General features: G+C 67.5%; 13 protein-coding genes. 11 read left to right on the forward strand and 2 right to left on the reverse strand.

The window, feature by feature from the left end; genetic code table 11:
* Window positions 1-25: 25 nt before the first annotated feature.
* Window positions 26-1,732: a carboxylesterase/lipase family protein gene (locus tag F1640_RS23230; RefSeq protein ID WP_124808940.1), complete on the forward strand. Its 1,707-nt coding sequence runs from the start codon at window positions 26-28 to the stop codon at window positions 1,730-1,732.
* A gap of 103 nt (window positions 1,733-1,835) precedes the next feature.
* Window positions 1,836-2,837 carry a LacI family DNA-binding transcriptional regulator gene (locus tag F1640_RS23235; RefSeq protein ID WP_124808941.1) on the forward strand — a complete coding sequence of 334 codons (1,002 nt, stop codon included), beginning with the start codon at window positions 1,836-1,838 and terminating at the stop codon, window positions 2,835-2,837.
* Window positions 2,838-2,864: 27 nt separating this feature from the next.
* Here the strand turns inward: F1640_RS23235 and F1640_RS23240 are convergent, their stop codons facing one another.
* Entirely contained in the window at window positions 2,865-3,998 is a 1,134-nt protein-coding gene (locus F1640_RS23240) for a glycoside hydrolase family 68 protein (protein WP_194921949.1), read from the reverse strand.
* Between the two features lie 423 nt (window positions 3,999-4,421).
* Between F1640_RS23240 and F1640_RS23245 the strand changes: the two genes are divergently transcribed.
* Entirely contained in the window at window positions 4,422-5,399 is a 978-nt protein-coding gene (locus tag F1640_RS23245) for an alpha/beta hydrolase (RefSeq protein WP_124808943.1), read from the forward strand.
* A gap of 15 nt (window positions 5,400-5,414) precedes the next feature.
* Here the strand turns inward: F1640_RS23245 and F1640_RS23250 are convergent, their stop codons facing one another.
* A complete protein-coding gene (locus tag F1640_RS23250) occupies window positions 5,415-6,071 on the reverse strand; it encodes a DsbA family protein (protein ID WP_124808944.1) in 657 nt (218 codons plus the stop codon).
* Window positions 6,072-6,180: 109 nt separating this feature from the next.
* On the opposite strand from F1640_RS23250, the gene F1640_RS23255 reads away from it, so the two are divergent.
* The 8 genes from F1640_RS23255 to F1640_RS23290 all read left to right on the forward strand — a co-directional run bounded on the left by F1640_RS23255 (window position 6,181) and on the right by F1640_RS23290 (window position 19,195).
* Window positions 6,181-6,972 (forward strand): avidin/streptavidin family protein, encoded by a 792-nt coding sequence (locus tag F1640_RS23255; RefSeq protein ID WP_124808517.1) that lies wholly within the window; start codon window positions 6,181-6,183, stop codon window positions 6,970-6,972.
* A gap of 110 nt (window positions 6,973-7,082) precedes the next feature.
* Window positions 7,083-9,830 (forward strand): LuxR C-terminal-related transcriptional regulator, encoded by a 2,748-nt coding sequence (locus F1640_RS23260; protein WP_124808518.1) that lies wholly within the window; start codon window positions 7,083-7,085, stop codon window positions 9,828-9,830.
* Window positions 9,831-9,976: 146 nt separating this feature from the next.
* Window positions 9,977-12,226 (forward strand): TonB-dependent receptor, encoded by a 2,250-nt coding sequence (locus F1640_RS23265; RefSeq protein ID WP_255530695.1) that lies wholly within the window; start codon window positions 9,977-9,979, stop codon window positions 12,224-12,226.
* Between the two features lie 10 nt (window positions 12,227-12,236).
* A complete protein-coding gene (locus tag F1640_RS23270) occupies window positions 12,237-13,076 on the forward strand; it encodes an aspartate/glutamate racemase family protein (protein ID WP_124808519.1) in 840 nt (279 codons plus the stop codon).
* Window positions 13,077-13,142: 66 nt separating this feature from the next.
* Window positions 13,143-15,215, forward strand: coding sequence for a hydantoinase/oxoprolinase family protein (locus F1640_RS23275; RefSeq protein ID WP_124808520.1), 2,073 nt, complete (start codon window positions 13,143-13,145; stop codon window positions 15,213-15,215).
* Window positions 15,212-16,888, forward strand: coding sequence for a hydantoinase B/oxoprolinase family protein (locus F1640_RS23280; protein ID WP_124808521.1), 1,677 nt, complete (start codon window positions 15,212-15,214; stop codon window positions 16,886-16,888). Before F1640_RS23275 ends, F1640_RS23280 begins: the two co-directional genes overlap by 4 nt.
* Window positions 16,885-18,075, forward strand: a complete 1,191-nt coding sequence (locus F1640_RS23285) for a Xaa-Pro peptidase family protein (protein WP_124808522.1) — start codon at window positions 16,885-16,887, stop codon at window positions 18,073-18,075. Before F1640_RS23280 ends, F1640_RS23285 begins: the two co-directional genes overlap by 4 nt.
* 49 nt (window positions 18,076-18,124) lie before the next feature.
* The gene (locus F1640_RS23290; RefSeq protein ID WP_124808523.1) at window positions 18,125-19,195 is read left to right on the forward strand and encodes a low specificity L-threonine aldolase; all 1,071 of its coding nucleotides are present in this window, start codon (window positions 18,125-18,127) and stop codon (window positions 19,193-19,195) included.

Consider the following 19,195-nt stretch of genomic DNA (forward strand, 5'->3'; position numbering starts at 1 on the left):
CGTTCCGGGGGCGGGAGCCTCAGCCATGGCGCGGCGTGATGACACCAGCGAGGGACTCGATCGTCGGGGACTGATCAAGGGCGCGGTGGCGGCGGGCCTGGCGCTTGGCTCCGCGCCCGCGGCTGCTTCCGCCGCCGGGAGAGGCGAAAGGGCCACGAACGGCATGGTTCCCGACGACGGGATCACGACCGACCCGGCGCTGGTGACGGCGCGCACGGTCAACGGACGCATTCGCGGATATCGCCAGGGCGGCGTCCTGATGTTCAAGGGCGTACCCTATGCCGCGTCCACCGCCGGGGCAAACCGCTTCCAGCCGCCGCAGCCGGTCAAACCGTGGCAGGGCGTTCGCTCCACGCTGCACTACGGCCCGATCGCGCGGCAGGACAAGGGAACCGGACGGTTCAACGATGAGGAAGCCTTCATCTTCCGCTGGAACGATGCGGTGGAGGATGAAGACTGCCTGCGGCTCAACTTGTGGACCGCCGGATGCGACGACGCGCGCCGCCCGGTGCTCGTATGGCTTCACGGCGGCGGTTTCGCGGCCGGTTCGGGGCATGACATTCCCGCTTTCGATGGCGAAAATCTTGCGCGCACCGGCGGAGCCGTGGTCGTCACGCTCAATCACCGCCTCAACGTCCTTGGCTTTCTCGATCTTTCCAAATGGAGCGAAGACCTGCGGGATTCGGCCAACGCCGGGATGCTGGACATCGTGGCGGCGCTGCGCTGGGTGAAGGACAATATCGCGGAGTTCGGGGGCGATCCCGCGCGCGTCACCGTGTTCGGCCAGTCCGGCGGCGGGGCCAAGGTGAGCGCGCTGATGGGAATGCCGGCGGCGCGCGGCCTGTTTCACCGGGCCGCCATTTTCAGCGGCTCTTTCGCGCAGTTCAACACACCGGAGCGCAGTGCCAGGCTTTCCGCGCTCCTGTTGCAGGAACTGGGCGTGCGCAAGGGTGATCTCGCGCGGCTTCAGGCCATGCCCTACGCGACCTTGCGCGCCGCAGCCGCGCGCGTGGCCGCCCGGGTCAACCCGCCGTTCGATGGGTTTCTCGACGTTCGCCGCCTGCCGCAAATGCTGAACTTTGCCCCGGTCGTCGATGGCAGGACGATCCTGCCCGATGCAGTCGATCCGGCTATGCCTCGGACCATGCCCGAGGTGCCGTTGATCATCGGATCGACGCTCAACGAGTTCGTGACCGGCATCAACAATCCCGACGTGAACGATCTGGATGCCGAAGGCCTGCGCGCCCGGGTCGAGAAGTTCGTGCCCGGGCGCGCAGGACCTGTGCTGGAGGCGTTCCGGCGCACGGCGCCCGATGCGGCGCCTTTCGCCCTGTGGTCGCGGATCGCCACGGCCCCGATCCGGCAGGCGGTGATCGATCAGGCGCGGCGGCGTGTCGCTGCCGGGGCTGGAGCGACTCATCTGTTCTGGTTCACGTGGCAGACGCCGATCCTTGATGGACGGCCGATGGCGTTCCACTGCCTTGATATCCCCTTCTGGTTCGGCAACGCCGGAAAGTGCGCCTCGATGACCGGCGGAGGTCACGAGGCGCTCGATCTGGCTGCCAGGATGTCGGGCGCGCTGCTGGCCTTTGCGGCAACCGGCTCGCCCGATACGCCGGCCTTGCCGCAATGGCAGGCGGTTTCGGCCGCCAATTTTCCCTCGCTGCGTCTGGACGGTTCACCGCGCATGGATGCGGAAAGCGACGCGGACGCGCGCGCCAGCCTGCGGTGAGGCGGAGCAGGCCATTGGCCGGTTGCGCAACCGCGTGTAGGTGTTGCGCCGGGGTATCGAGGGCTTGCGCCTGAAGGCTTGGAGCCGAGACACGAAGGATCAGATGGTCAGCGTCAAGAATCTCAAGGAATTTGCCGAACTGGCCGGTGTGTCGACGGCCACGGCCTCGCGCGCGCTCACGGGGTCGGGCCGCGTCAGCGACGAAACGCGCAAGCGCATTTCCGCGCTCGCCGAAAAGCTCGGCTACCAGCCCAACATCGCCGCCCGCAACCTGCGCACGCAGCGCACCATGACGATCGGCGTGCTCGTTCCGCTGGGCCACGAAGCATTGCAGCACCTTTCGGACCCGTTCTTCAACACGATGACAGGCTTTCTCGCCGATGCCTTCGCCGAGAACGGATACGACATGCTGCTGTCGCGCGTGCTGCCACGCAACGACCGCTGGATGGACCGCTTCATCGCGAGCGGCCGGGTCGACGGGATCATCGTCGTCGGCCAGTCGGACCAGTTCCATATCATTGAAACCGTTTCGCGCCGCTATCGCCCGATGGTGGTGTGGGGCGGCCATTCGCCGGGCCAGCATCACTGTTCGATCGGTTCGGACAACCGGCTGGGCGGGCGGCTGGCGGCCATGCACCTTGTCGAACGCGGTTGCACGCGCATCGCCTATGCCGGGCCGGTGGATGGTTCGGAATTTGGCGAACGTATCGATGGCGCCCGCATGGCCGTGCTGGAAGCGGGTCTGCCGCCGTTGCAGGAACTTCCGACGCACTTCGAGCCCGATGCCGCCTACGCGGATGTAAGGCAGAAGCTGGAAACCTTGTCGGAGATGCCCGACGGGATCGTCGCCGGCTCCGATGTCACCGCGATCAGCGTGATCCGCGCGTTGCGCGATCTGGGGCGGCGGGTACCGGACGATGTCAGGGTCATCGGCTACGACGGATTGCCGATCGGTGAGCATATGTCGCCCCCGCTCAGCACCATCGACCAGCAACTGCGCCACGGCGCGCAGCTTCTGACCGAAACCCTGCTGCGGCGCATCGGCGGAGAGGAAACGACATCGCAGCAGATCGAGCCGCGGTTGATCGTGCGCGGATCGAGCTGAACGGGCCAGTATCGCCCAGCCTATCGCTCAGGCGACCACCCGCGATGTCGCGCCATCTAGCGCGATACGGAAGAACGGCGCGGGATAGCCGGCGAAATGGGCTCGGCGCTGGCTGGCCTCGGTGATCGACGCCATGTCGCCGATGCCCGGATAATCGGCGAAACCGATCACCTGCAGATCGTTCATGACCCACCAGCTGTATTCCTGCGCGGGGCATTGCTCGGGTACGCTCGCAACCAGCCCCGTCCCGTTGAGCAGCGTGAACGGTCCCAGCGGGGTCGGCGCCACCGCGCCATAAAGACCGGTCGGCGCGGCCGCGCCGTCCTCGGCGAAGACCTTGCCCTGTGTCGACCAGAACAGGTAATATTTGCCATCCACCGCGCGCATGTGCGGGCGTTCCAGCTCGTTGTTCAGCCCGGCCGCGTTGAGCACCGGCGCCCGCAGGGTCCAGCCGGAGGTTTCGCCATCGCTCGCCGTGGCGACGCCGATGACGCCGGTCCAGCGCGAGGAAGAACGTGCGCACGATCCGGTGAAGAACAGGAAGTCTCCGCCGCCGCGCGGATCACGAAAGAACCCGGGATCGCGGAAGCCGAGGATTTCTCCCGCCCGCCCTTCCGTCTGGTCCGCGACCCTGTAGTGCCGGCCGTCCGCGATGATGACTTCCGTCAGCCCGGACCAGCCGGATAGCGCAAACGTGCCATCCAGCGCTTCGAACCCGCATTGCGCCGCGAACAGCCGTTGTTCCAGACTGGGCGGGGTGACGCCGCGCCGCCCGGCGGCGGTGAAATAGACGGTGAGCAACCCGGCCGTCTCGTCGAGAACGGCCGAGCCCGACCATTCCCGGTCGCCCGGCGTAAAGCCATCGGGAAACACCGGCTGGTGCAAGGTCCAGCAACCGCCCTTCTCGCTGGCGAGGTGGATGCGCGCGATGGCATGGCGCGCGTCCGGATCCTCCCCCGCCGGGGCGGTCAGCACCATCCACAGGGCGGCGCCATCGAAGCGGGGCAGGGAGCCATCGGCCCGCTCGACCGGCCACATGTCCCACAGATCGAAGCCGGGCACGCGCACGGTTTCGTCCAGCGCGAAAGCCGGGATGGTGTTGTCGGATGTCAGGGTGAGGGAGGACAGGTCGGCGGCGGTCCACAAGGTGGACTCAGGCATACCACGATTGCCGTTTGCGGTGACCATGGTCGCCATACTGAAATATTCCTCTCGCTTGCCTTGGCGAGGATCGGCCCTCGCGTAAACGTTACACTAAAATTCTCGAACGGCGCCTGTGTCCCTGTCGGAAGCAGCGCGCTTCCGCTTATACCCGTATTGAAAACCCCGTAATTTTGCCGTTCCCTGGTTGATGGCAATTCGTGCTGGCCAATCCGCGCGACCGATCCTAGGATAGAGCAATCGATTACGCAATCGTGCATTTTCACGGTATGACATCGGTTCCGGGAGGTTGGCGGACGTGGTCGGCAGTGGCAGGATGGCCGGCGGTGGCGTGCCCGCCGGTCCCGCCTGTCGCGGACCGGGGTTGTATGCGGGAGTCGGATGGTCGGAAGCTTTCCGGCCTGCTTGTTGCGGGAGAATGGAATGGAATGGCCGATCAACCGCAGGCAGGTGCTGCTGGGGAGTGGAATGTTGCTGACGAACGGGCCGGTGCAAGCCGCCAGGGAAGCCCTGAAGATCCCGCAGGGTGCGGGCCAGTTGTCTGCCGCGTGGCTGGAGGCGCCTGCACTGCCGCTTTGGGAAGGGCAGCCGCCCGGCGCGCCGAAGGTGGCGCCGTCGAAGTCCGCCACGCTCGATCCCACGTTCATTACCGGGGTGATCCGGCCCGAAATGCGGGTGTTCCGTCCGCAGAAAGGCAATGGTCGCGCCCTGCTGGCGATCCCGGGCGGCGCATACAATTTCGTGTCGAGCCGCAACGAAGGACTGGACGTCGCGCGGGTGTTCACGGGTCTGGGTTACACCGTGTTCGTCCTGATCTATCGCTTGCCGGGCGAGGGCTGGGCCGATCGCTGGGACGTGCCGCTGCAGGATGCGCAGCGCGCCATGCGCCTCATCCGGTCGCGGGCGGCGTACTTCGGCATCGACCGATCCGTCGCCGTGGTGGGGTTTTCGGCCGGCGGGCATCTGGCGGCTTCGCTCATCACCAGTGGAAGGCAAGCGGTCTATGCCGCGCGCGATGCTGCGGACGAGCTGGACCCGGTGCCGAACTGCGCCGGCCTGATCTATCCGGTCATTGCCGTGACGCCGCCCTATACGCATGCTCTTTCCGCGCAGACCCTGCTCGGCCCCGCGCCGGAGCTCGCCCTGATCGGCCGGCGCTCACCCGCGCAGCACGTCGGTGCCGATACGCCGCCGACGTTTCTGGTTCACGCCCTCGATGACGAGGCCGTTCCCTATCAGAACACGATGTTGTTCCTGGATGCCATGCGCGGCGCGGGACGGCCGGTGGAAACGCACCTGTTCGAGGAGGGCGGGCATGGTTTCGGCATTGGCCCCGCAAACGCGCCGGTGGGGCAATGGCCGTCCTTGCTCCATGCGTTTCTGGGGCGGCACGGGGGCTGAACGGCATGGCTCCGGTCAGGCGCCCGTCGGATTGGCGCGCGCTCTGGCCACCACGCGCCGAAGGTTCGCGATGTCGACCGCGCCGGGGATCAGATAGGGGCCGACAAGGATGCCCGGCGTACCCTTGAGGCCCATCACGGTGGCGTAGAGATTGGTGCGGGTGATGGCTGCGTCGATATCCTTTGCGTGGATCGCAAGGTCGCCCTGCAACCTGTTCCAGTCGATCCCGGCCCGATCGGCCGCCGCGCGCACCCCTTGAGAGGTAATCCGCCCCGGCGTCTGCATCATGGCATCGTTGAACGCAGCGTGCCTGCCCTGATAGTTCGCGGCGATTGCCGTGCGGGCGGCTTCGACCGATCCCGCCCCGAATATCGGCCAGTCGCGATAGACGACCTTCACTTTCCGGTCTTCGCGCAGCAGTTGCTGGATCACCGGGTGGATCTGCTTGCAGTAGGGGCACTGGTAGTCGGAGAACAGCACGATCGTGACGTCCGCGCCGCGCGGCGCGACGGTCGGTACCACGGGATCGTTCTGCAACAGGGCGCGGATGTTGGCGGCGGCCTGCGTATCGTCGGTCCCGCGCCCGGGCGCTGCGGCCAGCGCGGCCCCGGTCGGCAGGAGCAGCGCCAGCGCGGCGATTGCGGCAAGGCCGGCGTGCATCGTATTCTTCATGCAAGATCCTTTCAGACCGCTCGATAGCGGCGACCTACTCGTCCGGGTAGCTGGTTTCCCCTCTGGCGCCTGCGATAGTTCGCCCGGTTGGTGATGACGGGATGGCAGAGTGACGGTCGCAGGCGTCTGGGAGAACGAGTACGGCTCGCGCATGATCCTCGCGGTGGAGGAGAAGCCTGCGGGCAGCGGCGCGATCTGGGGCGTGTATGAATCGACCACCGGATCGACGGGCCGCTACCTCGTGACCGGCCGTCGGGGCGGGACCGCTTCCGGCGGGAACGGCCAGCCGCTTGCTCTTGCGATCGCATGGCGTTCGGTCGGTGGCGATCCTGCCGATCCGAGCTGGCATTGGGCGTCGGCGATGGCCGGCCAGTATCATGACCAGGATGGCGGAGCGCAGGTGACGGTCAATCATCTGCTCGTGGCATCCGGGGAGTTTCCGGGCCTGTGCGGCCCCGGCCTCTATTGTGACAAGCTCACCTATCGCAGGACTTCGGATACCCCCTATGCCGGGTTGCCGCCGGCGGGGGTGGCCGTTCCCCATCCGGCGTCGGGCGTCTGGAGCGGCGCGGACGGCATGCGGCTCGCCCTCCGCGTGCTGGCCGAACCGGGTGGGCGCGTCGCGCTGGTGGACGGTTTTCTGGAGCAAGACGGGCGCGAAATCGCCATCACCGGTTTTGCCGATCTGGACGGGCAGGCGGAGGAAGGCGACCGGTGTGCGCTGGCGATCACCGCTTGCGACGAGGCGCGGAACCGGACGGTCGCGATGGGCGGCTGGCTGGAGGGGGAGGCGGGGGCGCTCCTGCTGCAGGCACTGACCGGGCATGCCACGCCGTTGGACGGCGCCTACCTCCAGACCTCGCTTTGGCCACTGTCGCTGGTCCGGCGCGACGGGCCGTGACGTCGCTGCCGCCGCCACGGGAAGGGGAGGTTGCGCCGGAGCGCGGGGCGGCACACTATGCGGCGGCAAGCAGGGATGGCGCGGGGCCATCCGGCCAGCGTCGAGGGGGAATGCCCAGCACCGGAACCGCCAGTGACGCCCAGCGGATGCTCCAGCTCAAGCTGGAAGTGCCGCGCATGCCGTCGAGCGTGGTCCACCGCGCCCGGCTGATGACCGCGCTGGGATCGGTGGCGGCAAGCCGCCTGGTTCTCCTGACCGCGCCGGCCGGCTTCGGCAAGACCACGCTGCTGTCACAATGGCGCGATCATTTGCGCGACGCCGGCGGGCGCGTGGGCTGGCTGACGCTCGACGAGGGTGATGCGGACGTGCGCCGCTTCATGATCGGGGTGATCCGGGCGCTGGAAAGCGCCGATGTCGACGTGGGCGATCTGGTGGCGCAGGCCGACCGGGGCCTGACCGAGATCACCATCGACAGCGCGGTGCGCGAATTGAACGCGCGCCTCGCCGGCAGCGGCGCGCCGGTCACGCTGATTCTTGACGATTATCACCGCGCGTCCGCCCAGCCGCTCGACGGGTTCCTCGGGCAGTGGATCGCGCTGCTGCCCGAAGGCACGCGCCTGCTGATGAGCACGCGCCGCCGACCGGATATCGGGCTGCACCGCCTGCTGGGCAGCGGCGCGGCGGTGGAGATCACCAGCGACATGCTGCGCTTCACGCCGTCGGAATCGCGGCAGGTGCTCGATGTCGGTCTGGCCGAAGCCGATCGCGACGCGCTGGCGGAGCGGACCGAGGGTTGGCCGGTGGCGCTGCAGCTTGCCCGCCTGATCACCTTGCAGGGCCAGGGGCAGGCCTCCGGTGCGCCCGCTCTGGGCCGGCTGGCAACGCGGGGAGGGCACTTGTGGAGCTTCCTTTCCGATCAGGTCCTGCGCGGGCTGACCGAGGAGGCGGTCGATTTTCTGCTGGAAACCTCGATCCTCGAACGGTTCAGCGTGGAGATCACCGATGCGCTGCGGGGGCGTGACGACAGCTGGCGGATCATGGAGCAGCTGGAGCCGCTGCAATCGTTGCTGACACCGCTCGATGCCGACGCGATCTGGTATCGGTATCACCATCTCTTCGCCGATTATCTCCAGGCGCAGTTGCGCCAGCGCAGGCCGACGGCGGTGCCCGCGCTGCACTTGCGCGCCTCGGAAGCATTCGAACGGCGGGGACTGCTGGACGAGGCGGTGCGCCACGCCAGCCTGGCCGGCGATTTCGCGCGCTGCGCCGAACTGGTGGAACAGGCGGGCGGCTGGCGGCTGGTGCTGTTCGGCGGGATGGGACAGCTCAACCAGCTGCTGGGTTTCATTCCTCCGGCAGAGCGCCTGTCGCACCCGCGCCTGCTGCTGGCCGAAGCCTACGTGAAGCTCAAGATGGGTCTGCTGCGCGAGGCGCGATCGACGTTCGATCTGGTGGCCCTTGATCCGGGTGCGCCGGCGGGTGACTGGCCTGGTGGGGACTGGAGCCTGCTGAACGATTACGAGCGCGATACCCTCAACATCAACGTCCTGATCCGCACGTACGAGGACAATACCGTCGACGTGCCGTTCCTGTCGTTCTTCGAGACGATGCGGCAGCGGATGCCGGATGCCGACGGACTGACGCGCGGCGTGCTCGATTGCGCGGGGGCGGTCGCCAGCCTGTGCGCGGGCCAGCTGGCAAGGGCGGAGGATTTCGCGCGGCAGGCGATGGGCGCGATGCGCTCGGTCAATTCGGTGCTGGGCCTCAACTACTGCTTCCTGCACGCGGGCCTGTCGTGCGGCTATCGCGGCGAACTGCGTAGCGCCACCGCCTATCTCCAGCGCGCGAAGGCGATGGCGGTCGAGAACTTCGGCGCGGACAGCGGCCTGAAGGCACTGGCGGAGACGCTGCTGGCGCTGGTCGAGCTGTGGGGCGACGGGCGGTTGACGATGACCGCGCAGGAGCTTGACGAGGCGTTCCGCCATGTCTGTGATTACGATGGCTGGTTCGAAATCTATGCCGCCGGGCTGGATAGCCGCTTCCGCCTTGCCTGGCTGGCACAGGATAGCGCGGCCATGGACCGCGTGATTGCCGATGGCGATGCGCTGACCCGCGCTCGCGGGCTGGAGCGGCTGGCGAGCATCGTCCAGGCGCAGCGCCTGCTGCGCCATAGTGCGGCGGGCGAGACAGCGCAGGCGCAGCCGCTGGCGGAACACCTCGCCGCCCGTTTCCCCCTCGGCATCTGGCGCGACAATCCCGTCCACTGGCGCGCCGGTGTGGACGTGGCGTTCGCACTGGGAACGTGGCTGGCGATCCGCGATCCGGCGCAGGCGCGCGAACGGGCGGGCGACATGCTGGCCTGTGCCCGGGCGATCGGCGCGCGTCCCTATGAAGTGCGCGCGCATCTGCTGCTGGCGCGCATCGCCGCGCTGGGCCGGCGGCCGGACGACGCCATGGGCCATTTGCGCGAGGCGGTGGAGCGCGCTGCCGGTGAAGGGATCGCGTTGCCGTTCTTCGAGCAGCCCGAACTCGCGCCGCTGATCCGCCGGCTCAAGCGCGCGCTGTGGGACGGCGGCGGCAATCCCGTCGAGGCCTCGTTCCTGTCCTCCATCGACGAGCGCATGGCGGAGACCGGCCCGGCGGACGACAGCCCGATCGCGGTGCTCAGCACGCGCGAGCAGGAGGTCGTCGCCGAGCTTTCGCGCGGACTGACCAACAAGGAAATTGCCCGCGCGCTCGACATGACCGAGCACACCGTCAAATTCCACCTCAAAAACATCTTCGCCAAGCTGGGCGTGGACCGTCGCGCCCACGCGCTGTCTGCCTTGCGCGACACCGGCTGGTCCTCCCGCGCCTGACTCTCCGCCCGCCGCCGGACCTCCCCGTTCGGGTAGGTCCGCCGCCGCCTCCACCGATGGGTAGCTACTCTCCGGGGCAGCTTGTTCGTGACCGCCCGATGACGGACCTTGCCGGAAGAGACACAAATCCGACCAAGGGGGGTCCAATGTCCGTTCGTAGCACGATACGCCTGTCCGCCTGCGCCTCGGCGCTCGTCCTGTCCGCCGCTGGCGTGGCGCACGCGCAGCAAGCGCCGGCGGAAGAGGCCGCTGCCGCGCCCGCCGACCCCAGCCAGATCGTCGTGATCGGGCGTGGCCGCCTGGAAGCGCTGCAGCAGGCGCCGCTGTCGGTCACCGCCTTTTCCAGCCAGGCGCTGGAGGATGCGCGGGTAAAGGGCGTGGCGGATTTTATCGGCATCACGCCCAATATCTCGATCGTCCAGTCGCAGAGCGCGGGCAATTCGTTCGTCACCATTCGCGGCATCTCGCAGGTCCGCAACGGCGAAAGCCCGATCGCGGTGGTGACCGACGGTATCCAGCAGATTTCCGCGCGCCAGTTCACCAGCGACCTGTTCGACGTGAAGCAGATCGAAGTGCTGCGCGGCCCGCAAGGGGCGCTTTACGGGCGCAACGCGATCGGTGGCGCGATCATCGTCACCACCAAGCAGCCGACCAACGACTTTCATCTCGACGCGCAGATTTCCGCCGGCAACGGCAACGACTATCGCGGCGAGGTTTCGGTCAGCGGGCCGATCGTCAAGGACAAGCTGCTGTTCCGCCTGGCCGGCAGCGCGCGCAACTTCGGCGGCCTGCTGCGCAACGATTATCTGAACCAGACGGTCGACTGGGTGCACGACCGCAACGTGCGCGGCCAGTTGAAAGCGTTCCTGACCGATACGCTGACCGCGGATCTGCGCGCGAGCTACAGCCACACCAACGCGATCGGCGATCAGTTCCAGTATCAGGGCGCCAAGTTCGCCTCGGACACATCGTGTTTCCTCGATCCGGCCAATCCGTTCGGCGGCCCGGCGCCCGATGCCGACCGCGTCAGCCGCCGGTTCTGCGCCACCAACCGGGGCCGCAATTTCCGCGAGCTGACCGATGTTTCGCTGAAGCTGGAAAACAAGGCGGACTGGGGCACGATTACCAACGTCCTGTCCTATATCCGCATCAAGGAATACCTCGAAGGCGATCAATTCCCCTACACCGCCAGCCGCAACGTGTTCGGCACGGATGGCACGCAGACGCAGTACGAAACCGTCAAGGCCTGGCAGAACGACCTGCGCATCGCATCGCCCGATGACGGCCGCTTCCGCTGGATGATCGGTGCCTACATCCTCGGCACCCGCCGGTTCATCTCGACCACGACGGGGCAGGACAACGGGCAGGGCATCGTCAGCATCTACAAGGCGCCGCAGTACAGCAATCCGATCAACCCCACGCTGTCGTTCCTGGCTGATAACAACCGCAACACCGCCTATGCCTTTTACGGCAACGTTGCCTATGACCTGACCGATAAGCTCGAAGCCGCGGTCGCGTTCCGCTACGACCACGATCACCGCCATCAGATGATCGATCCGCTGAGCAGCGCGGGCGTTCCCGCCGGCTGCACGGCGGCGGCCACCACCGCCTGTTCGCGCGTCGCCAATTTCAGCAAGGCGCAGCCCAAGGTCACGCTGAACTATAAGGCCAGCCCGAACCTCACGCTGTTCGCCGACTGGGGCATCGGTTTCCGGTCTGGCCAGTTCAACCAGGCCGGCGCGGCGTCCGCCGCCAACCTGCCCGGCGCTTTCGACCTGGCCCGGCAGGAAAGCGCGGAAACGACCGAGGCCGGCTTCAAGGCGACGCTGCTCGGTGGCCGCCTGCGGATCAACGGCACCGCGTTCTACACCGCCGACAAGAACCCGTTCTACTTCGTGTTCGTCGGCGCGGTGGGCGCGCAGATCCTTGTCAACGTCGACAAGGTCGATCTCTACGGCGGGGAAATCGAGGTGGCCTTCACCCCGGTCAAGGGCTTGGACCTCTACGCCAACTACGGATACACCCACAGCCGGATCAAGAAGTTCACGTTCAATCCCGCCGATGTCGGCAACTGGGCACCCTATATCCCGCGCGACAGCGGATCGATCGGCGCGCAATACCGCTTCCCGGTGTCCGATGGCCTCAACGTCTTCGCGCGCGGCGAGATGGAACACCACGGCAAGCAGTACTGGGACCCGGAAAACGCCACGGCGCGGTCTTCCTTCCAGCTCGTCAACCTTCATGCCGGGCTGGAGGACGCCAGCGGCAAGTGGAGCCTGACCGGGTTCGTCCGCAACCTTGGCGACAAGAAGTACAACGCCGAGTTCGTCAGCGGGGGCTTCGTCCAGCCGGCTTCGCCGCGCACCTGGGGCTTCGAGCTGCGGACGAGCTTCTGAGGGAAAGGACATGACCGCGATCGCCCATCACCGCGAGGCGCCGGCCACGGCGCCGCTCAGGATCCTCTGGGTCAACCCGATCAACCAGCCGGGCTATGACGCGCCCATCGCCGACCTGATCGGCCGCGTCAAACTGCCCAATGCCGAAGTCCATGTCGTTTCGCTTGCCATTCCAGAGCCGGTCGCGCTGACCAACCTGGAATGGCGGGTGTTCGAAAGCAGCATCTGGTTTCCGGTGACGGCGATCGCGCGCTATGCCGCGACCCATGGCTTCGATGGCTATGCCATCGGTTGCTTCTACGACACCGCGCTGGACGAGGCGCGCGAGATTTCCGGCGATGCCGTGGTCTGCGCGCCGTGCCAGTCGGCGCTCCAGATCGTGTCCAACCTCGCCAACCGCTTCTCGGTCGTGATCGGCGTCGAGAAGTGGAAGGTGCAGATGGAAGATCGCATCCGCCACTATGGCTATCATGACCGGCTGGCCTCGTTCCGCACCATCGGCCGCCACGTCGATGAATTCCAGCAGGATACCGCCGCCACCGAGGACGCCATCCGCCGCGCGGTGCGCGAGGCGGTGGAGATCGACAAGGCCGAGGCGGTGATCCTGGGCTGCACGATCGAATTCGGCTTCTACGCGCAGTTGCAGCGGGAGTTCGGCGTCCCGATCGTCGATGCCGTCTATGCCTGTTACAAGGCGACCGAGGCGGCGGCGCTGGCCAAGGTGCAGTTCGGATGGAAGCCCAGCCGACTCTACAGCATGGCCCCGCCCGGCGAGGACCGGCTGGCGGCCAGCGGCCTGTTCGCCGCGCCGCCGCCGATCGGCAACACCGTGATCGTGCCCCGCGCCTGACCGCGCCGCACTTTCCCTGATCCCTTCCCACCGGGGCCTGGCGACAGGCCCAACCGGAGAATTCCCGTGCGTGCAGCAAGCGACGTCGGCGGCACCTTCACCGACCTGGTCTATTATCCCGTCGATCCCGAGACCGGCCGCCCCGGCGCGGTGCAGGTGGCCAAGGCGGATACCACCCCGCCCGAATTCGAACAGGGCGTGATGAACGCCATGGTCAAGGCCGGCCTTTCGCCGGCCGCGCTCGATTTCTTCGCGCACGGCTCCACCGTCGTGATCAATGCGCTGACCGAGCGCAAGGGCGTGAAGACCGCGCTGATCACCACGGCGGGCTTCCGCGACGTGATCGAGATCGCGCGGGGCAACCGGCCGGACCTGTTCAACTTCAACTTCCGCAAGCCCCGGCCGTTCGTGGACCGCTACTTGCGCGCCGAACTGGTGGAACGCAGCAATTTCCGGGGCGATCTGGTGAAGCCGGTCGACCTCGCGCCGTTGCCCGCGCTGCTCGATTTCTTTCGGGCGGAAGGCGTCGAGGCGATCGCGGTGGTCTTTCTTCACGCCTATGTGAATCCCGAAAACGAACGCCGCACAGTGGAGGCGATCCGCGCGGCCTGGCCCGGCGTGGCCGTACTGGCGAGCCACGAAGTGAGTCGCGAATGGCGCGAATATGAAAGGACCAACACCACGGTTCTTTCCGCCTACGTCTCGCCGATCGCGCGGCGCTATATCGAGCGGCTGGAACAGCGACTGGCCGACGGCGGCTTTGCCCAGAAGCCTTACATGATGCAGTCCAACGGCGGCATCGCCACCGCCGCCGCGGCCAAGGCCAACCCGATCACCATGGTCGAATCCGGCCCTGCCAGCGGCATTTACGCCGCCGCCCATGTCGGCCGGGCGATCGGCGAGCCGAACCTGATCGTGCTCGACATCGGCGGCACCACGGCCAAATGCACGCTGATCGAGGGCGGTCAGATCAAGGTCTCGACCGACTACTACATCGAGCGCGACGGCAAGTCGCCCGGCTATCCGGTGCAGACGCCCGTTTCCGAAATCGTCGAGATCGGCAACGGCGGTGGGTCCATCGCGTGGGTCGATGCCGGCGGCAAGCTCCATGTCGGGCCGCAATCGGCCGGCGCGCGGCCGGGGCCGGCAGCCTATGGGCGCGGCGGCACCCGTCCGACCACGACTGACGCCAATCTCCTGCTGGGCCGCATCGATCCGGCCAGCTTCGTCGGCGGGGAGGTCGAACCGGACTGGCAGGCGGTGGATGCCGCCTTCGCGCCGCTGTGCGACCAGCTCGGGCTCAGCCGCGCGGAACTGGCGCGGGGGGTGATCCGCATCGCCAACGCCAACATGACCACCGCGCTGCGGCTGGTGTCCACCAACAAGGGCTACGATCCGCGGGATTTCGCGCTGATGGCCTTCGGTGGCGGCGGGGCGATGCACGCGGTGGCGCTGGCCGAGGAGCTCAAGGTGCCGCGCGTGATCATCCCGGTGAACTCCTCCGTGTTCTCGGCCTGGGGGATGCTGCTGACCGACTTGCGGCGCGACTATATCCGCACCCGGCTGACTCCGCTCGCGCCCGGCAGCATCGACGCCGTGCGCGCCATCTTCGCCGAAATCGAGGCGGAGGCGCTGCGCGATTTCGCCGGCGAAGCGGGCGATCGCGCGCCGCTGTTCGAATACCGGGCGGACCTGCGCTATGTGGGGCAGGAACATACCGTGGGCATCGCCTTCCCGCTTGATGGCGATGCGCCGGTGGACGCCGCGATCGCCGCGTTTCACGAGGCGCACGAGAAGCGCTTCACCTACCGGCTCGACGCGGCGGTGCAGCTCGTCAACTTCCACCTTGTCGCCACCCTGCCGGTCGACAAGCCCGACCTTGCCGAGCGGGCGGTGACCGGCCTGACGCTGGCGGATGCGGTCAAGGGCACCCGGCGCGTCGATTTCGACACGCACGGCGTGCATGACGCGACGATCTACGACGGGTTGCGGCTGGAGCCGGGGATGGCGCTGTCCGGCCCGGCGGTGATCCAGGAGCCGGCCGTTACCCTGCCGCTGCCGCCGGGCGCGCGCGCCGAAGTCGATCGCCTTGGCAACTACCATGTCCACCTTCCCCAGCCCGAAGGAGCGCGCCCGTGAGCACCGATCCCTTCACCCAGGAAATCATCAAGGACGCGCTCGTGGCCCTGGGCGACGAGATGTTCAACGCGATGATCCGCACCTCGATGAGCCCGATCATCTACGAGACGACCGACTTCGCCGTGGGCGCGACCGATGCGCGCGGCAACCTGCTGGCGCAGGGCAACGGCGTGACCGGCTTCCTCGCCACGCTCGATACCGCCGTGCAGAGCACGCTGGAGCACTGGCCGCTCGACCGGATCAGGCCGGGCGACATCTTCGTCACCAATTCGCCCTACGAAGGCGGCGGCACGCACCTGTCGGACGTGGTGATCCTCTATCCGGTCTTCGTCGACGGCCGGCTGATCGCCTGGACCGTCAACAAGGCGCACTGGACCGAAGTGGGCGGCACTTATCCCGGCAGCGCGACCACCGCATCGACCGACATCTTCCAGGAAGGGCTGCACCTGCGCTTCCTCAAGCTGTTCGACGAAGGCCGCATGAACGAGGCGCTGGTCGAGATGATCCGCACCAACGTCCGTCTGCCCGACAGCACCATCGGCGACATGCACGCGGGCGTGGCCGCTTGCCGCGTGGGCGGGCGGCGGATCGTCGAACTCGCCGCGAAATACGGGGTCGACAATCTGCTGGCGGCGATGGATTCGCTGCTCGACTATGGCGAGCGCATGACGCGCGAGGAGCTGAAGAAGCTGCCCAAGGGCGTGTTCACCGCCGAGGACGTGGTGGAAGAGGACGGGCACGGCAACGGCCCGTTCGTGATCAAGGTGAAGGTGACGATCACCGACGACCGGATGGTTGCCGATTTCACCGGCACCAGCGGCCAGGCGCCCGGGCCGATCAACCTGTCCTATGCCGGCCTGATCACCGGCGTGCGCTGCACGTTCAAGGCGGTGACCAATACCGAGATTCCGGCCAACGGCGGCTGCTTCCGCGCGCTGGAGGTGATCTGCCCGGAAGGCACGATCCTGTCGGCGAAAAGCCCGGCGCCGGTATCGATCTACTATGAATCGCTGCTGGGCGCGATCGAGGTCATGTGGAAGGCGCTGGCCCCGCTGATGCCGCACAAGCTGCCGGTGGGCCACCAGCGCACCGTGGGCGCCACGTTCATTTCCGGACTGCTGCCGGGGACGGAAGACCTGTTCGTGATGGGCGAGCCGCTGGTGGGCGGCTGGGGCGCGGGCATCGATCACGACGGCGATGCCGGCCAGTTCTGCGCCGCCAATGGCGAGACGTTCAACATCCCCATCGAACTGGCCGAAAGCCGCTACGGCTTCGAGATCGACCGGTATGCCTTGCACGACGAGGACGGCGGCGCGGGCGAATACCGTGGCGGCAAGGGCGTGGTGCTGGATTATCGCGTGACGGCGAAGGAAGCCTTCCTCACCTATTCCGCCACGCGCACCACCTCGCGCCCGTGGGGGCTGGCCGGCGGTGGCGAAGGCTCCACCAACCGCGCCGAGATCCTGCGCCGCGATGGCTCGGTGGAGACCTATTCGATGGTCACCGGCGCGCGGGCGGTGGAAGGGGAGACCTTCCGGCTCGTCAGCGCGACGGGCGGCGGCTATGGTGATCCGATGAAACGCGAACGATCCCGCCTGCTGGCCGACCTGCGCGATGGCTATGTCACGCCGGAGCAGGCGCGGCGCGATTACGGGTTCGATCCGGCGGCATGATCGGCGGATCGACCATCGCGGCCGAACTGGCCACCATCCAGCCGTGGGCGGATCGCGCGCCCGCGATCACGCTGGCGGAGCGGCAGGCCCGGATCGAGCGTGCCCGCGCGGCCATGGTCGATGCCGGGGCGGATGCGCTGCTGGTGGGGGCGGGGCTCAGCCTCTCGTACTTCACCGGGATCGGCTGGGGCATGATCGAACGGCTGGTGGCAATGGTGCTGACGCCGCGCGGCAAGCCCTACATCGTCTGTCCGGCGTTCGAGCAGGGGTCGCTCGAGGCGATCCTGACCCTGGATGTCGATCTGCGGTTGTGGGAGGAGCACGAAAGTCCTTCCGCGCTGGTCGCCGCGATCCTGCGCGAAGCCGGCGCCACGCGGCTGGCGATCGATCCGGCGCTGCCGTTCGGCATGGCGGAGCGGGTCCGGCTGGCGGCGCCCTCTGCCTCGGTCCTCGATGCCACCCCGATCATCGACGGGTGCCGGGCGATTAAGTCCGAGCCGGAACTGGCGCTGATGCGGCAAGCCAAGCGGATGACGCTGGAAGTCCAGCGCCGCGCCGCCCGCGTTCTCGCCCCCGGTATCCGCGCCAGCGCCGTGCGCGGCTTCATCGATGCCGCGCACAAGGCGATCGGCAGCGGGGGCAGCACGTTCTGCATCGTCCAGTTCGGCGCTTCCACCGCCTTCCCGCACGGCTTGCCGCAGGACGACGAACTGCGCGAGGGCGACATGGTGCTGATCGACACCGGCTGCGCGGTGGAAGGCTACAATTCCGACATCACCCGCAGCTACGTCTTCGGCAAGGCGGATGACGAACAGCGCCGGATCTGGGAGATCGAGGCCGAGGCGCAGCGCGCGGCGTTCGATGCCGTCCGGCCCGGCGTGCCCTGCGCCGCGATCGATGCGGCGGCGCGGGCGGTGCTGGAACGGCACGGACTGGGTCCGGACTACCGCCTGCCGGGCCTGCCCCATCGCACCGGGCACGGCATCGGCCTGTCGGTCCACGAAGCGCCGTATCTGGTGCGCGGGGACGAGACGCCGCTGCAACCCGGCATGTGCTTTTCCAACGAGCCGATGATCGTGGTGCCGGGCCGGTTCGGGGTGCGGCTGGAGGATCATTTCCACGTCACCGATCACGGCGCGCGCTGGTTTACCGAGCCTTCGCGGGCAATCGACGAACCGTTCGCCTGACGGGGCGGCCGTGCCTTGCGGCATAGGCTCAAGTCCTTACGATTGCGGCATGAACGATCCCGATATCAGGAAATCCTGCACCCGCTCGCTATCGTACCATGGCTTTTCCGGACCGCGCGAACAGCTTCTCGCGCTGGCCGACTATGCGCCCGAGGATGAGGCCGCGGATGTCTATGGCGCCGGTGGCGCCGTGGCGCGGCTCGAGGAGTGCACGGCCGCATTGCTGGGCAAGCCGGCTGCACGGTTCTTCATCAAGGGCATGACCGCGCAATACTGCGCGCTCCGCGTCCACGCCGAAGCGCGCGGGACTGACACGGTCGCGATCCATCCGCAGGGGCATATCGCGTCGGACGAAGGGGACGGGCTGGAACGCGTGGCCGGCCTGAAGGCTGTCCGCCTCGGCCGCTATCAGCCGTTCGACCTTGCCGCGCTGCAAGCCGTGGAGGAGAAGCTGGCGGCGGTGGTCGTCGAACTGCCGCTGCGCCGGTCAGGCTATTTGCTGCCTCCGCTGGACCAATTGCGGGCGATGTCCACGTGGTGTCGTGAAGAGGGTATCCCGCTGCATTTCGATGGTGCGCGGCTGTGGGAAGGGGCGGCGGGGTATGACGTCGCGCTGACCGACCTCGCCGACCTCGCGGATACGGTCTATGTGTCCTATTACAAGGGGCTCGGCGGCCTGGGCGGCGCGGCGCTGGTTGGCGATGACGCCTTCGTCCGGCGTCTCGCGCCATGGAAAACGCGCTTCGCGGGCAACCTCGCGACGGCTTTTCCGCAGGCGCTTTCGGCGCTGGCGGGCATCGATCAGCATCTGGCCCGCATGCCCGAATATGTCCGCCGCGCACGCGATCTGGCCGAGGTGCTGGCCTCCGACGGGCGGATCATCGTTCACCCGGTCATTCCCCACGCGAACAGCTTCCAGCTCCTGCTGCCGGGAACGTCCGCCGATCTGCACCAAAGACACGCGGCGTTCGCGCGGCAGCATGGCGTCTGGCTGTTCAACGCCTTCACCGAATCCCCGATCGAGGGACGTTCGATCGCCGAAGTGGTGATCGGGGCGGCGTCCGATACCTGGGAGAACGGCGAAGTCGCTCGCTGGATCGATGCCTTGCTGGCCGCCTAG

It is taken from the genome of Novosphingobium sp. NBM11 (genome assembly GCF_015390225.1).
Taxonomy (GTDB): Bacteria; Pseudomonadota; Alphaproteobacteria; order Sphingomonadales; family Sphingomonadaceae; genus Novosphingobium.

Bases quoted from the DNA above. Each gene is read 5' to 3' on its own strand.
- F1640_RS23230 (WP_124808940.1), top strand. From the start codon at position 26: ATGGCGCGGCGTGATGACACCAGCGAGGGACTCGATCGTCGGGGACTG.
- F1640_RS23235 (WP_124808941.1), top strand. From the start codon at position 1,836: ATGGTCAGCGTCAAGAATCTCAAGGAATTTGCCGAACTGGCCGGTGTG.
- F1640_RS23240 (WP_194921949.1), bottom strand. From the start codon at position 3,998: ATGCCTGAGTCCACCTTGTGGACCGCCGCCGACCTGTCCTCCCTCACC.
- F1640_RS23245 (WP_124808943.1), top strand. From the start codon at position 4,422: ATGGAATGGCCGATCAACCGCAGGCAGGTGCTGCTGGGGAGTGGAATG.
- F1640_RS23250 (WP_124808944.1), bottom strand. From the start codon at position 6,071: ATGAAGAATACGATGCACGCCGGCCTTGCCGCAATCGCCGCGCTGGCG.
- F1640_RS23260 (WP_124808518.1), top strand. From the start codon at position 7,083: ATGCCCAGCACCGGAACCGCCAGTGACGCCCAGCGGATGCTCCAGCTC.
- F1640_RS23265 (WP_255530695.1), top strand. From the start codon at position 9,977: ATGTCCGTTCGTAGCACGATACGCCTGTCCGCCTGCGCCTCGGCGCTC.
- F1640_RS23270 (WP_124808519.1), top strand. From the start codon at position 12,237: ATGACCGCGATCGCCCATCACCGCGAGGCGCCGGCCACGGCGCCGCTC.
- F1640_RS23285 (WP_124808522.1), top strand. From the start codon at position 16,885: ATGATCGGCGGATCGACCATCGCGGCCGAACTGGCCACCATCCAGCCG.
- F1640_RS23290 (WP_124808523.1), top strand. From the start codon at position 18,125: ATGAACGATCCCGATATCAGGAAATCCTGCACCCGCTCGCTATCGTAC.